Raw genomic sequence first — 13,296 nt, 5'->3', positions numbered from 1 at the left:
TCATGCACGGTGCCCTTGTATCAGACGGCGGTAGTCGATGCGCTATGGCAGGAGGCAGCGGCCTTTTCGTCGCGCGCTTTCAGCGAAGCGATGAGGCGATCCGCCACATTTGCGGACCACGCCGCGATCGTGAGGCTGGGTGCTCCTCCTGGAGAGGCCGGAAGGGCGGCGGCATCGGCTACGAACAGTCCTGGGTTGTCAAACACTTCTCCGTTTGCGCCCACCACGCCATCGGCGATCGAGGCCCCCAGACAAGCACCACCAACAGGGTGGACAGTCACCGGGTTGCGGGGCGCGTAGACCTTGGTGCCCGTGGCTCGCTGGATGTTCGTCATTTCGTCGCCGATCTGTTGGTAGATAGGGTTTTCGCTGGTTTTGTAGGTGATTTTGAAGCGGCCCTTGTGCATGGCCATGGTGCCGGTGTTGTAGTCCCCACCGAAGGCGATGATTACTGACTGTTTGCGCAACCACCCCTTGAGCAGCGGTGGCATCGGGATGGCGTCGATTCCCTGGATACTCGCCCGCAGCACCAGTACGTTGTTTTGGGAGTCCTTCAAGCGGAAAGGCGAGCCAATGGGCATGCCTTTGGACAAGTCCTTGCGGCTGTTCTCTTTCCACAGGCCAAAGTAATCGCCGTTGCCGCCAAAGCGCATGCCTAGTCGCGGCATACCCTGCAGTCCTTGCGCGACGTCTCGGCTCTTGAGCAGCAGACGCACGCTCCCCAGACCTCCCGCTGCCAGAATCACATGCTCAGCCTGAATACTGTCCTGCGAATTGTTGCCATGGTCGCGATACCTGACCTCGTAGCGCATACCGTCAATGGTCGGCGGTTTCAGGCGGTGGATGGCGGTGACTTCGCAGAGTGCCTCGATTTTCAGGCCGTTCCGCATGGCGGGCCACAGTGTCGAAAAGTCGAGTGTGGTCTTGGCGCCTGAAGGTGAGCCGAGGAAACTGTTGTTCTTCATGTCGCACTCCCAGCGCTCCATGCCGTTGCCGTCGACACGTTTGCAGGGCTGGCCAGGGTTTTCCGGCATCAGGAAAGCAACGCTCGGGTGGCCAAGGCAGTTCAACGTTCCGTCATAGTTAGTCTGCTCGATGCTGTTGGGCACCTGGTCTGCCGGGGTGAGCGGGCGCGCGTTGTAGGTGGCGAGCAGTTCTTCGTAATAGCGCTCCATGTCGGCGCTGCACAGCTCAGGATGGCGGTGGTCCCAGTACCCAGGCACCAGTGGGCGGTCCATGAAACCTGCGTAAACGTGGCTGCCGCCGCCGACACCCGATGAGCAGATAACGTTGATGCCGTCACCCTGATAGGCTTCGATGAAGCCTTTCTTGTTCAGCACGATATCGTGTTTCAGTCGGTGCGAACCGATGCAGCGCAGCCCATGGGTGTAAGCCTTGGCGCCCTGAGGCAATGGCGCCAGGTTCTTCAGCCCAAGTGAGCGGTTGGGGACGGTATCACGCCAGGGGCCACGCTCGAGTACCAACACGTCGCGACCCGCTTCAGCCAGTCGACGCGCTGCGATGGCGCCTCCAAAACCACTTCCGATAATCAGTACTTCTACTTTTCTTTGCATCGTTTTACCCGATGGAGAGCATGCTCAATGATCGATGCGGGAAGGCGGCTTCCCGACCGGCACAATTTGGCGCGCTGAACGTGAATCGGGCCAAGCAAAGAAAGGATGCGCACAGAAAAGGAAATCTTGCAGACGCCGCAAAAGGTTGCCGCGGGTGGAAAAGTTACGGTCCGTGCGAACTACCGGCCCAACGGCGGAGTTCGCGTTCTGTTCGGCAGGCCAAAGATTTTCTTTCTCCATTGCGCAATTTAACTCATTTGGCTTGCGCCAATTCCTGCTACCAGAATCGGTTACTCACCGGGATAAACCCAAGTTCTGATACGACTGTCAGGAGAAGACCGCACATGACAGGCAATACCTACAAGGCAATGCAGGTGATCCGTCCGGGCGAGTTGCAGCTTGTCGAACGACAGACACCCACGCCCGGGGCTGGCGAAGTACTGATTCGTGTCGAAGCATGTGGCATTTGTGGAGCGGATGCGGGTGCCATTGAAGGTACGGAGGCCGGTCTTCAGCTTCCGCGGGTGCCTGGCCATGAAGTAGTCGGAAGGATTGTCACCCTCGGGGAGGGAACGTCCGGGTTCTGGCGCACTGGGCAGCGTGTGGGTGTAGGTCGCCTCGGTGGTCATTGCCTTGCATGTGATCAATGCCGGCGTGGGTACTTCAATCTGTGCCTCGACCAGCCCGTCGTCGGCAGCTCTCAAGATGGCGGCTATGCACAGATGATGGTTGCCCGCGCCTCCGGCCTGGTCGCGATACCTGACGCGCTGGGGGCAGTGGAGGCTGCACCGCTGCTGTGTGCTGGCATTGCCACCTTCAATGCCTTGCGCAAGTCAGGTGCTCAGGCGGGCGACCTGGTGGCCATTCAGGGCATCGGTGGATTGGGGCATCTGGCGGTGCAGTATGCCCGCCGGATGGGGTTCAAGGTCGTCGCCGTCGGGCGCGGCCAGGAAATTGCCGAGCAGGTGCTGCAACTCGGTGCGCACACGTACATCGACAGCGAGGCCGAGGATGCGGTGGCTTGGTTGAAAGGCATGGGCGGCGCGCAAGTCGTCCTGACTACTCTTACAGACAGTGCTGCGGTTTCACCCTTCATGGCGGCACTGGCGCCTCAAGGGACCTTGTTGGTTGTCGGCGTTGGTCGCCAGCCACTGAGCATCATGCCAGGCGCATTGGTGGGCGGCGAACGTCGCGTGCAGGGCGCCATCACCGGCACCCCGTTCGAGTCCGAGAAGACGCTGGACTTCAGTGTAATGGCCGATGTTCGAGCACAGATCGAAACAATGCCTATGGAACAGGCCTGGGAAGCCTACCAGCGAGTTCGTTCAGGTGCGGTGCAGTTCCGCATGGTGTTGACCATGGATGTTGATTGACTCGCAGGTCCGTATTAGTCAAGGAGGAGATTCGAAGTGATGTTAAAGAGATTCACAAGCCTGCTGTGCATGATGGTTCTGGGTTTACCCTTTGCTTATCTGGCTGCGGCACCGCCGATGGACAAGGCGGTAAAGGTTCAACAAATCCGCAATGCGACGATCAAGATTGGTTTCGGTGATGTCACGTTTCTGATCGACCCGATGCTTGGCCCCAAAGGCGCCTACGCGGCAGCGCCAGGTGCGTTCAACGAGCATGTACGAAACCCCCTGGTGGATCTACCGATCCCGGCCAGTGACGTGATGCAGGCTGATGCAGTCATCGTGACCCACCTGCACATCGATCACTGGGATGAGGCGGCGAAACGAGAGCTGCGCAAGGACATGCCGATCTTCACTCAGAACGATGAGGATGCCCAGCGTGTGCGTGAGGCAGGTTTCAATGATGTTCGTGTATTGGGGGAGGGTAGCGACTTCAAAGGTGTGCACTTGAACCGAACCGACGGTCAGCACGGCAGTGACGCCACCTTGGCTGTGCGCGGTAAACACTTGGGCAAGGTCTCGGGAGTAGTACTGCAACGGCCAGGCTTCAAGACCGTCTATGTGGCGGGTGACTCCGTGTGGAACAGCCATGTCGAACAGGCGATCTCCCATTATCAGCCGCAGGTGATCTTGCTCAACGCGGGCTACGTGCGCTTCAAGGATATCGACGGTGCCGTGATCATGGGCAAGGATGATCTGTTGCGTGCAGTTCGAGCGGCACCCGGTGCCTATATCGTGGCCAGCCACCTGGAAGCGCTGGGCCATGCGACGCAGTCGCGGCAGGAGCTGACCGATTTCATCAAGCGCAGGCAACTCGATCCCCTGCACGTCTTGGTGCCTGCCGATGGACAGGCGTACAGCTTCTGAATCGCGCATCTGACCGAACATTCCAAGACCTGAAAAAGAGGCCGCTACATGTTCATAGGTTTCATACCCGTATTGTTCGCGTTCGCCGCGACATTGGCATCGTTCAAGGATCAGAGCCTGGCGCGTGCGCTGTGGATCACCTGCGCTGTGCTGGTGGTGATCTGGACCACTTGGCATGGTGCTCACCATCTGTCTGACCTCAAGCAACTGGGGGCTTGGTAAATGGATGTTCGACTGACTGAGACCCGCCTCGGCCAGCTTGAGATCGCTGCCATTGCAGGCATCAGCTTTCTGCTGGTTGACGCATTCTTCTACCAGCTGGTCCTTGGCGAGCTGCCTTGCGCATTCTGCAATCTTATCCGGGTGTGCCTGATGCTCTTGGGCTCGGGCATGCTGCTCAACCGGGTATTCGGTATCAGCCCGTGGAACTACGTGCTCAGTGGCTTCGGCGCGTTGATCGGCAGCCTGCTGAGCCTTTTGTTCATGTTCGCCAAGGCGCTGCCTGGGTCGACGCCGACCGGCTCGGCCATCTTCGGCCTGCACATGTACACCTGGACCTTCATGGTCTTCACCGCAGCGATCATGTTCTGCCTGGTCATGGCTGTGTTGTACGCTCGTCGAGACACCACTGCGAATGACTCACAGGCATCACGTCGGCGCCCAGCAATGCACAAGCTGGTGATGGTGCTGTTTGTCGTGCTGGTGGCGGCAAACCTGGTTTCGGCGTTTCTGCAAAATGGTTTCGGCCACTTCCGTGCGGGTGGGCAGCAGCATTACCAGATGCTTCACGATGGCGATGTCATGAAGCCCTGAGGTATCCCCGCTACCTGCGCCCTGACGGCGCAGGTAGCGGGCTAGGCGGGCTGGTGATCGCGGGCAATTTCCAGAAAACCGGCAATGTAGTCGATTTTCTCTTCATCCTTGCGCACGCCCAGGTGAATGCTTTTGTGCAGGCCGTGCGGGCCAATGCGCAATGCACGTAACGGCAAGTTTTGGCCCTCTTCATGCAACAGCCACTCCGGCAACACGCTGATGCCACGTTCGGCTGCGGTCAGCTGCAACATCAGCTCGGTTGTTTCAGCGGTGATCCGATGGTGGGGGCGGCAATTCGTCGGCACCAGGAAGCGACTGTAAACGTCCAGCCGCTCCAGGCTTACCGGCACGGTGATTAGCGTTTCGGCGACTAGGTCATGCGGATCTGCCCAGGGCTTGCCTGCCAATGGATGGTCCTCATGGAGGATCAAGACCAGTTCGTAGTCGAATACGGGTGTGAACAACAGCTCTGGCTGATCAATCGGATCCGGAGTGATCAACAGGTCGATTTCGTGGCCCAGCAATGCTGCGACGCCATCGAAGCGAAAGGCCGTACATACCTCGAAGTCGACGTCTGGCCAGCGCCTTAGATAAGGGCCGGTTACGCCCATCAGCCATTTCTGGCAGGGGTGGCATTCCATGCCCGCACGCAGGGCTCCGCGGCGACCGTCTGCGAAGTCCGAGAGCACCCGTTGCGCATGTTCGACCTGCGGCAACAGCCGCTCGGCAAGCCCTAGCAAATAGCTGCCGGCCTGGGTGAAGCGCAGGCTGCGGCCGTCCTTCATCCAGACTTTGATGCCGCTGCGCTCCTCGAATTTGGCAATGGCATGTGACAGCGCCGACTGGCTGACATTCAACCGTTCGGCCGCGGCCGTAACGCTGCCGGTGCGGGAAACTTCGCGCAAGATCAAGAGATGCTGGAGATCAATCATACATGTCTGCCGCTCATGGTTTGATGAAGTAATACCATTTCTGTTCATGATCCGATGTTGCTACAAATACCGCAAGGCGCTTGAGCCCCCACCTTCGTGATCAGGCTGGATACCAACAAAAATGACTACCCAAGTATGTGCTCCTTCGATCAGTGATCATCCGGCCTGTCTGTTCGATGAAGTCATCGACCGTCGGCACACCAACTCGATGAAATGGGATTACGGCCACAACTTCCTCACCCCAGAAGAGCGCGCCGCGGATCCACTGCCTATGTGGGTCGCAGATATGGACTTCCGGTCGCCGCAGGCCGTCATCGATGCACTGAGCGAAGCGGTGCAGTTCGGTGTCTTCGGTTACGCCGGTGGTGCTCGCAAATCGTACGTGGACGCTGTTATTGGCTGGCAGGGCAAGCGCTTCGGCTGGGATGTGTCGCGTGACTGGTTGATTCAGGCCTCGGGCATCATCACCGTGATGAAAACTGCCATTCAGGCGTTCACTTCTCCAGGCGATTCAGTACTGATCCAGCCACCGGTGTATGTGCATTTCCATGATGACGCGCGCATCAACGGCCGTCATCTGGCGCTGGCCCCGCTGGATTTCGACGGTGAGCGCTACCACTTCGATGAGCGCACGTTCGAAGCCGCCATTACACCGAATACCCGGTTGTTCATCCTGAGCCACCCGCATAACCCGACCGGAAATGTATGGTCGGAAGCCGAGTTGCGCGCCATGGGTGAAATCTGTGCACGTCACAACGTGTTGGTACTGTCTGACGAGATTCACCAGGACTTTATTCTCGACCCGCGCAAGAAGCACATTCCTTTCGCTTCGCTGAGCGCGGCGTTCGCCCAGAACAGCATCACCTGTACCGCGCCCAGCAAGACGTTCAACATGGCGGGTCTGCAGACGGCCAACATCTTCATCCCGAACAAGCGGATTCGTGAGGAACTGGTTCGTCAGTACGATCGCAATCTTTACCGCTATGTGAACGCACTGGGCATGGTCGCTGCCGAAGCGGCCTATACCCATGGCGAGCCTTGGTTAGAGCAGATGCTGACCTACGTTCGGGGCAACCAGGCCCATTTTGCCGAGGCAATCCATGCTGGCGCTCCGCAGATCAAGGTCATCCCCACCGATTCGTTATACCTGACCTGGATGGATTGCCGCGGTCTTGGCATGGAGGCACAAGCCCTGGATCGCTTCATGTTGACCAAGGCTCGGGTCTGGCTCGACAAGGGCCAGAAGTTTGGCATCGAAGGTCACGGTTTCATGCGTGCCAACCTCGGTTGCAGCCGGGTAACTGTCAACGAAGCCGTTCAGCGCATCACGCGCGCTGTCCAGCAACGCTGAGTCCACACGAAGCTGCCTGGGGCGCTCTGCCTCAAGTCAGTACACCACCTTATATGTTCGCGCCAAGCACGCGAGCCCTAGCTGCACCTTTGCCTGAACTGCCGCCTTAATAAACATCACAACAACAAGGTGAACATGATGAGAAAGTCCGCCCTCGTTCCGATGGTATGCCTCGCTGCGTCGCTGGTTTCTGGTCTCACGTATGCGGGTACGCTCAAAGATGTGCAAGCCCGTGGAAAGCTCAACTGCGGGGTTTCTACCGGTAATACCGGGCTGTCTGCGCCCGACGCCAAAGGTGCCTGGCAAGGGCTGGACGTTGCCATGTGCCGTGCCGTAGCCGCTGCCGTGCTGGGTGATGCCAACAAGGTCAACTTTGTACCGACCACAGGGCAGACGCGCTTTACCGCTCTGGCCTCGGGTGAAGTCGACCTGCTGGTGCGCAACAGTTCCTGGACCTTCACCCGCGACGTCGACCTCAAATTGACCTTCGCCGGTATCAACTACTACGACGGCCAGGGCTTCCTCGTGCACAAGAACCTGGGTGCCAGTTCGGTCAAGGACCTCGATGGTGCCTCGATCTGCGTGCAGACCGGTTCGACCCATGAACTGAATCTGGCCGAGTATGCCCGTAACCATGGCATCAAATACGAGCCGGTTCCGATCGATTCGACCGCCGAAGGTGAGCAGAAGTACCTAGCCGGTGCATGCGATGTGTTCACCAATGACGTTTCCGGACTGGCGGCCTCCAAGGCCAGTTTCGCCAAGCCCGATGAGCATGTGGTGCTCAAGGAGTTGATCTCCAAGGAGCCACTCGGCCCGATGGTACGCCAGGGTGATGACCAGTGGGCCGACGTGGTGCGCTGGACGCTCAATGCGCTGGTGGCGGCCGAAGAACTGGGGGTGAATGCCGGCAACGTCTCGAAAATGACCAGTGGCTCGAACAACCCGGAGATCAATCGTCTGCTGGGCAGTGAAGGAAACTACGGCGAGCAACTGGGCCTGGACGCCAAATGGGCCAGCCGTGCCATTGCCGCAGGTGGCAACTACGGCGAAATCTTCGACAACTCCCTGGGCAAGAACACACCCATCGGTCTTGAACGGGGCCTCAACGCCCAATGGAATCAGGGCGGCCTGCTGTACGCCGAGCCGTTTCGCTGAGCCGGCGCGTCTGCAGGCGCGCCGTACGACCATTGTTGCGAAGGGCTGATCGGGTGCGACATGTGCCCCGATTCGCCCGCCCCACCGGGAGTGATGTCCGATGTCCACCCTTACAGTGACCGACCAGAAGGCTGCAGTTCCGACTTTCTCGTTGAGCATGCTTATTCATGACAAGCGTTACCGCGGATACACCATCCAGATCATTGCCCTGATGTGCCTGATGCTCGCTGCAGCCTGGTTGCTGGACAATACCGTGCGCAACCTGGCTGCGCTGGGCAAGGATTTCTCGTTCAGTTTCCTGTGGAGTGCCGCGGGCTACGATATCAACCAGCAACCCATTGCCTACGACAGCCAGATGACCCACGGCCGGGCTGCATTGGTCGGGTTACTCAATACGGTCATCTTGGCGGTCCTTGCCTGTGTGACGGCGACCGCGATCGGCGTGATGGCGGGTGTGCTGCGCCTGTCCAACAACTGGATCGTTTCCCGCCTGATGGGCGGTTACATTGAGTTGTTCCGCAACGTTCCAGCGCTGTTGTGCATTCTGGTGATCGGTGCGGTGATGGCTCAGTCGATGCCCGCTCCGAGCAGCTATCGGGGTGCTGCCGAAACGGCGATCGCGGTCACCAATCGCGGGATCTATGTGCCGGAGCCCTTGTTCACCCATGACCTGGGGAGCGTGGACCTGGGGATTGTGCAGCCCAGCCTGAGCGCCCTGGCAATCATCGCCTTGTTCTTGTTGTGTCTGTGGGCGGACCGGCGCTTGCGCCGTCATGCCGAGGGCGTGCAAAGCGCCACCGGCAAGCGCCCAGTGCTCTGGTGGAAGCGCTTGACCGTGTTGCTGCTACCAACCGCCATTCTGCTCTACGCGTTGGGCTTTCAGCTTGGCTACCCCCAGTTGCGTGGGTTCAATTTCCAGGGCGGCCTGCAACTGGGCAACGCACTGATCGCCATGTGGATTGGCCTGAGTGTCTATACCGGAGCGTTCATCGCCGAAATCGTACGCAGCGGCATCCAGTCCATAGCGCGTGGGCAAACCGAAGCTGCCCATGCATTGGGCTTGCGTCCTGGGCGCACCATGCGCCTGGTCATCCTACCGCAGGCCCTGCGGGTCATCGTACCGCCGCTCACCTCGCAGTACCTGGATATCACCAAGCATACCTCGCTGGGCCTCGCGGTGGGCTACATGGACCTGCGCTCCACCCTTGGCGGCATCACCATCAACCAGACCGGTCGCGAGCTGGAAGGCATCCTGCTGATGATGCTGATCTACCTGGCCATGAGCCTGCTGATCTCTGGCGTGATGAACCTCTTCAACAACCGCGTGAAACTGCAGGTGCGCTGACATGAGCCATTCTTCCATTGCCTGGTTCCGCGACACGTTGCTGCCGCAGGCTGAACCACCGGCCGGGCAGACCGGCGTCATTCACTGGCTGCGTGCTCGTCTGTTCAACGGATGGTGGAGCAGCCTGCTGACGGTCGTCGCCTTGCTGGTGCTCTTTGCCTTGGTCAACGCTGTATTGCCTTGGTTGGCCAACTCGGTTTGGCAGGCCGACTCGCTGGGCGAGTGCCGCCGTGTGCTCAATGGCGAGTCGGGTGCATGCTGGGGTGTCATTCGCGAGCGTTGGCCGCAGTTGCTGTTCGGCTTCTACCCGCAGGCGTTGTACTGGCGTCCGTTGGCGGCGTTCGTGCTGTTGTTCGTGGCACTGGGTCCAATTCTGTTCAAGCGTGTGCCGCGCGGTGTGCTGTGGTTCAGTGCAGCGTACCCGGGACTCGCATTCTGGCTAGTCTGGGGCGGCTCGCTGTGGGCACCGGTGCTGGTTTACGCAGGGCTTGCCCTGGCGATGCTGTGCTTTTCCCTGGCGCGGCGTTTTGGGATCGGTGTTGCACTGATTTGCGCGTTCGGCGTTGCGAGTGCCTGGTGGCTGCACGGCATGCACGTGCTGTTGGCCTTTGTCGATCATCAGGCTCCATTGCAGCTGGTTGCAGTCAGCTCCCGTGAGCTGGGCGGCTTTTTGCTGTCTTTCGTGGTGGGCGTCAGCGGCATTGCCATGTCTTTGCCCCTGGGGATCCTGCTGGCTTTGGGGCGTCGTTCCTCGATGCCGCTGATCCGGCTGATCAGCGTGACCTTCATCGAGTTCGTTCGTGGTGTGCCGTTGATCACACTGCTGTTCACCGCCTCGCTGTTGCTGAACTACTTCCTGCCGCCCGGCACCTCGTTCGACCTGATCCTGCGGGTCATCATCATGGTGACCGTGTTTTCCACGGCCTACATGGCGGAGGTGATTCGTGGCGGTCTGGCAGCGCTGCCGCAAGGGCAGACGGAAGCCGCCCAGGCACTTGGCCTGGATTACTGGAAAGCACAACGCCTGGTGATCATGCCGCAGGCGCTGAAGATCTCGATCCCGATGATCGTCAGCACCTTCATTGGCCTGTTCAAGGACACCACTCTGGTGGTGTTCATCGGTCTGCTCGACCCTATCGCGTTATCTACGGCGATCCGCGCCAGTACGCAATGGCAAGGCATTTACTGGGAGCTGTTCCTGTTCATCGGCGGCGTGTTCTTCGTCTTCTGCTTCGGCATGTCGCGTTATTCGATTTACCTTGAGCGCAGGCTCAAGACCGATCACCGTTGAGGAGCCCACAACAATGAAAAACGCGCCACTCGACGCCAACCAGGCGTCTACCCAGGAAGTTGCCATCCAGATCACTGGCGTGAACAAGTGGTATGGCAATTACCATGCCCTGCGTGACATCAACCTCACGGTTACTCGCGGTGAGCGGATCGTGATCTGCGGGCCGTCTGGATCGGGCAAGTCCACCATGATTCGCTGCATCAACCGCCTGGAAGAGTTCCAGCAAGGGCGAATCGTGGTCGATGGTACCGAGCTGACCAGCGACCTGCGCAAGATCGATGAGGTGCGCCAAGAAGTGGGCATGGTCTTCCAGCATTTCAACCTGTTCCCCCATCTGACGATCCTGGAAAACTGCACGCTGGCGCCGATCTGGGTACGCCAGGTGCCGCGCAAGCAGGCTGAGGAGCTGGCCATGCACTACCTGGCCAAGGTCAGGATTCCCGAGCATGCACACAAGTTTCCCGGGCAGCTTTCCGGTGGCCAGCAGCAACGGGTGGCCATTGCCCGCGCGTTGTGCATGAACCCACGGGTGATGCTGTTCGATGAGCCCACCTCAGCCCTGGACCCGGAAATGATCAAAGAGGTGCTCGACACCATGATCCAGTTGGCAGAGGAGGGCATGACCATGCTCTGCGTCACCCATGAAATGGGCTTTGCCCAAGCGGTCGCGAACCGCGTGATCTTCATGGACCAAGGTCAGATCGTCGAGCAGAACGAGCCCAAGGCTTTCTTCAGCAACCCGCAGTCCGATCGCACCAGGGCGTTCTTGAGCCAGATCCTGCGGCACTGATTTACCGTTGTTTCAGGCGTCATCCGTTTTCGAGGAGGTGGGCTCGTCCCTCTCCTCGCTTTTTTATCAAAGGAGCCGCACATGAGTGCATTTCTATTCATCATCAACGATGCCAGCTACGGTTCGGAGCGGGCTTATAACGCACTGCGCCTGGCGGGCTCGCTTTCGGCGCGCAAGCAAGCGCAGGTACGTGTGTACCTGCAGTCGGACGCGGTTGGCTGTGCCCGTGCGGGGCAAAAGGTACCAACCGGGCACTACAACCTTGAACTGGTCTTGAACAAGATTCTGCGTAAAGGTGAAGTGGCGCTGTGTGGCGATGGCATGGATGCCCGTGGCATGAAGGAAGTCGAACTGGTGGCAGGGGCGCGGCGTGCGGCACCAAGTGAGCTGGCGGACTGGACGTTCGAAGCCGACAAGGTTCTGATCTTCTGACCCCGGCGGTCGTCCAGGGGGCCGGGACGACCTGATGACGCCGGGGATCAGGACAGGGGTTGTGCGTGCACCATGCGCTGTCTGCGCTGAAGCCACAGCAAGCCTGCCATCGCCAACAGGGCGGGGGGCAGGATCATGCCGGACACCACTGTCCAGCCGAACGCATCGAGCAGGCCACCGGAGAGGAACGAACCGACGACCATTGTGCCGAACACCACGAAATCGTTGACTGCTTGAACCTTGGGACCATCCTCGGGTGTGTGGCAGGTCAGGACCAGCGCCGAAGCGCCCAGGAAACCGAAGTTCCAGCCAACACCGAGCAGGACCAGCGCCAACCAAAAGTTTCCAATGGCCATACCAGACATCCCCACCAGCGCCGCCAGGCCAATCAGTACCAAACCACATTGAATCATCATCGGGGCACCGAAACGGCTGATCAGGCGCCCGGTGAAAAAGCTTGGCGCGTACATGGCGATCACATGCATTTCGATGCCAGTGTTCGAATGCACCCTGGCGATGCCACAAAGCTCCATCGCCAGTGGGGCAGAGGTCATCATGAAGTTCATCATCATGTAGCTGACCACGCCACAGAGCATGGCAATGATGAATCGCGGGTGGCGGACCACGGCACTAATACTGCCGGCAGTTTGCCGAGTGGATTGCACGGGCAACGGGTTGAACCGCACACCAATCAGCACGCAGGCCGACAATGCTGCGACGGCAGTTGCCGCGAGATAGGTCACCACATAGGCATGGCTAGAGAGGCTCATGGTGGCGCTGACCAATTGCGGCCCTAATACGCCTGCGACAACGCCACCGGCCAGCACGGTCGACAGTGCTTTGGGGCGCTCTTGGGCCTCGACGCATTCGGCGGCGGCGAAGCGGAAGGTCAACACCACCGCCGCATAGGCGCCGCCGAACAGCATGGCCACACAGAACAGGGTGAAGGAACCAAGGGCCAAGGCGTAGGCGGCAAGGGCGCCCATCAAGACGCCGCAACCGTTGCCAATCATGAAGGCGACAGTACGCCCCCATCGGCGAGCGACGTGGCCGATCGGCAGTGTTGCCAATGCCATGCCGATGACAAATACCGAGATGGGCAGGGTGGCCAATGCTGCGTTGGGGGCAAGCATGTTGCCGATGATCGCCCCGGTGGCATACACCACGACGGAGTTGGCGCCTGACAGTGCCTGTGCGACTGTGAGGCGAAATACATTCGGATTGATTCTGGCTCTGGACATCGAGATTTTCCGCAAACTTCAGGTAAGGGCGCACGGGGAGCATTCTCGGTAAGCCGCTGAGATGGCTGCAAAGCAGAAAATGTTTAGCCT

The 13,296-nt window shown here is 59.4% G+C and carries 13 protein-coding genes; 10 read left to right on the top strand and 3 right to left on the bottom strand.

Annotation, left to right across the window (positions count from 1 at the left end; genetic code table 11):
• Window positions 1-20 precede the first annotated feature (20 nt).
• Window positions 21-1,574, bottom strand: a complete 1,554-nt coding sequence (locus tag N5D53_RS02635; protein WP_279839716.1) for a GMC oxidoreductase — start codon at window positions 1,572-1,574, stop codon at window positions 21-23.
• Window positions 1,575-1,918: 344 nt separating this feature from the next.
• Between N5D53_RS02635 and N5D53_RS02630 the strand changes: the two genes are divergently transcribed.
• From N5D53_RS02630 to N5D53_RS02615, 4 genes are read left to right on the top strand one after another with little or no spacing between them, the layout of a single operon-like run.
• Complete coding sequence (locus N5D53_RS02630) at window positions 1,919-2,947, top strand: alcohol dehydrogenase (RefSeq protein WP_279839714.1); 1,029 nt, start codon at window positions 1,919-1,921, stop codon at window positions 2,945-2,947.
• Window positions 2,948-2,986: 39 nt separating this feature from the next.
• Window positions 2,987-3,853, top strand: coding sequence for an MBL fold metallo-hydrolase (locus tag N5D53_RS02625; protein WP_279839712.1), 867 nt, complete (start codon window positions 2,987-2,989; stop codon window positions 3,851-3,853).
• 48 nt (window positions 3,854-3,901) lie between these two features.
• Window positions 3,902-4,075 (top strand): hypothetical protein, encoded by a 174-nt coding sequence (locus N5D53_RS02620; RefSeq protein WP_279839711.1) that lies wholly within the window; start codon window positions 3,902-3,904, stop codon window positions 4,073-4,075.
• Window positions 4,076-4,666: a disulfide bond formation protein B gene (locus N5D53_RS02615; protein ID WP_279839709.1), complete on the top strand. Its 591-nt coding sequence runs from the start codon at window positions 4,076-4,078 to the stop codon at window positions 4,664-4,666.
• A 41-nt stretch (window positions 4,667-4,707) separates the two neighbouring features.
• On the opposite strand, the gene N5D53_RS02610 is transcribed toward N5D53_RS02615, so the two are convergent.
• Window positions 4,708-5,598, bottom strand: a complete 891-nt coding sequence (locus N5D53_RS02610) for a LysR family transcriptional regulator (protein ID WP_279839708.1) — start codon at window positions 5,596-5,598, stop codon at window positions 4,708-4,710.
• Window positions 5,599-5,719: 121 nt separating this feature from the next.
• On the opposite strand from N5D53_RS02610, the gene N5D53_RS02605 reads away from it, so the two are divergent.
• The 6 genes from N5D53_RS02605 to N5D53_RS02580 all read left to right on the top strand — a co-directional run bounded on the left by N5D53_RS02605 (window position 5,720) and on the right by N5D53_RS02580 (window position 11,965).
• A complete protein-coding gene (locus tag N5D53_RS02605; RefSeq protein ID WP_279839707.1) occupies window positions 5,720-6,949 on the top strand; it encodes a pyridoxal phosphate-dependent aminotransferase in 1,230 nt (409 codons plus the stop codon).
• A gap of 135 nt (window positions 6,950-7,084) precedes the next feature.
• Window positions 7,085-8,107, top strand: a complete 1,023-nt coding sequence (locus tag N5D53_RS02600) for an amino acid ABC transporter substrate-binding protein (RefSeq protein ID WP_279839706.1) — start codon at window positions 7,085-7,087, stop codon at window positions 8,105-8,107.
• 100 nt (window positions 8,108-8,207) lie between these two features.
• Window positions 8,208-9,452 carry an ABC transporter permease subunit gene (locus N5D53_RS02595; RefSeq protein ID WP_279839705.1) on the top strand — a complete coding sequence of 415 codons (1,245 nt, stop codon included), beginning with the start codon at window positions 8,208-8,210 and terminating at the stop codon, window positions 9,450-9,452.
• A 1-nt stretch (window position 9,453) separates the two neighbouring features.
• Window positions 9,454-10,743, top strand: coding sequence for an amino acid ABC transporter permease (locus N5D53_RS02590; RefSeq protein WP_279839704.1), 1,290 nt, complete (start codon window positions 9,454-9,456; stop codon window positions 10,741-10,743).
• 13 nt (window positions 10,744-10,756) lie between these two features.
• Complete coding sequence (locus N5D53_RS02585) at window positions 10,757-11,533, top strand: amino acid ABC transporter ATP-binding protein (protein WP_279839703.1); 777 nt, start codon at window positions 10,757-10,759, stop codon at window positions 11,531-11,533.
• An 81-nt stretch (window positions 11,534-11,614) separates the two neighbouring features.
• Complete coding sequence (locus N5D53_RS02580) at window positions 11,615-11,965, top strand: DsrE family protein (protein WP_279839701.1); 351 nt, start codon at window positions 11,615-11,617, stop codon at window positions 11,963-11,965.
• Window positions 11,966-12,012: 47 nt separating this feature from the next.
• On the opposite strand, the gene N5D53_RS02575 is transcribed toward N5D53_RS02580, so the two are convergent.
• Window positions 12,013-13,206, bottom strand: a complete 1,194-nt coding sequence (locus N5D53_RS02575) for an MFS transporter (RefSeq protein WP_279839699.1) — start codon at window positions 13,204-13,206, stop codon at window positions 12,013-12,015.
• Window positions 13,207-13,296: the final 90 nt, after the last annotated feature.

Source organism: Pseudomonas sp. GD03862, from assembly GCF_029840855.1.
GTDB lineage: Bacteria > Pseudomonadota > Gammaproteobacteria > Pseudomonadales > Pseudomonadaceae > Aquipseudomonas > Aquipseudomonas alloputida.
This window is presented reverse-complemented; position numbering and strand designations above follow the sequence as displayed.

What these genes read in the sequence shown, in the direction of transcription:
- N5D53_RS02635 (WP_279839716.1), bottom strand. Translation starts at nt 1,574, where the DNA reads ATGCAAAGAAAAGTAGAAGTACTGATTATCGGAAGTGGTTTTGGAGGC.
- N5D53_RS02630 (WP_279839714.1), top strand. Translation starts at nt 1,919, where the DNA reads ATGACAGGCAATACCTACAAGGCAATGCAGGTGATCCGTCCGGGCGAG.
- N5D53_RS02625 (WP_279839712.1), top strand. Translation starts at nt 2,987, where the DNA reads ATGTTAAAGAGATTCACAAGCCTGCTGTGCATGATGGTTCTGGGTTTA.
- N5D53_RS02620 (WP_279839711.1), top strand. Translation starts at nt 3,902, where the DNA reads ATGTTCATAGGTTTCATACCCGTATTGTTCGCGTTCGCCGCGACATTG.
- N5D53_RS02615 (WP_279839709.1), top strand. Translation starts at nt 4,076, where the DNA reads ATGGATGTTCGACTGACTGAGACCCGCCTCGGCCAGCTTGAGATCGCT.
- N5D53_RS02610 (WP_279839708.1), bottom strand. Translation starts at nt 5,598, where the DNA reads ATGATTGATCTCCAGCATCTCTTGATCTTGCGCGAAGTTTCCCGCACC.
- N5D53_RS02605 (WP_279839707.1), top strand. Translation starts at nt 5,720, where the DNA reads ATGACTACCCAAGTATGTGCTCCTTCGATCAGTGATCATCCGGCCTGT.
- N5D53_RS02600 (WP_279839706.1), top strand. Translation starts at nt 7,085, where the DNA reads ATGATGAGAAAGTCCGCCCTCGTTCCGATGGTATGCCTCGCTGCGTCG.
- N5D53_RS02595 (WP_279839705.1), top strand. Translation starts at nt 8,208, where the DNA reads ATGTCCACCCTTACAGTGACCGACCAGAAGGCTGCAGTTCCGACTTTC.
- N5D53_RS02590 (WP_279839704.1), top strand. Translation starts at nt 9,454, where the DNA reads ATGAGCCATTCTTCCATTGCCTGGTTCCGCGACACGTTGCTGCCGCAG.
- N5D53_RS02585 (WP_279839703.1), top strand. Translation starts at nt 10,757, where the DNA reads ATGAAAAACGCGCCACTCGACGCCAACCAGGCGTCTACCCAGGAAGTT.
- N5D53_RS02580 (WP_279839701.1), top strand. Translation starts at nt 11,615, where the DNA reads ATGAGTGCATTTCTATTCATCATCAACGATGCCAGCTACGGTTCGGAG.
- N5D53_RS02575 (WP_279839699.1), bottom strand. Translation starts at nt 13,206, where the DNA reads ATGTCCAGAGCCAGAATCAATCCGAATGTATTTCGCCTCACAGTCGCA.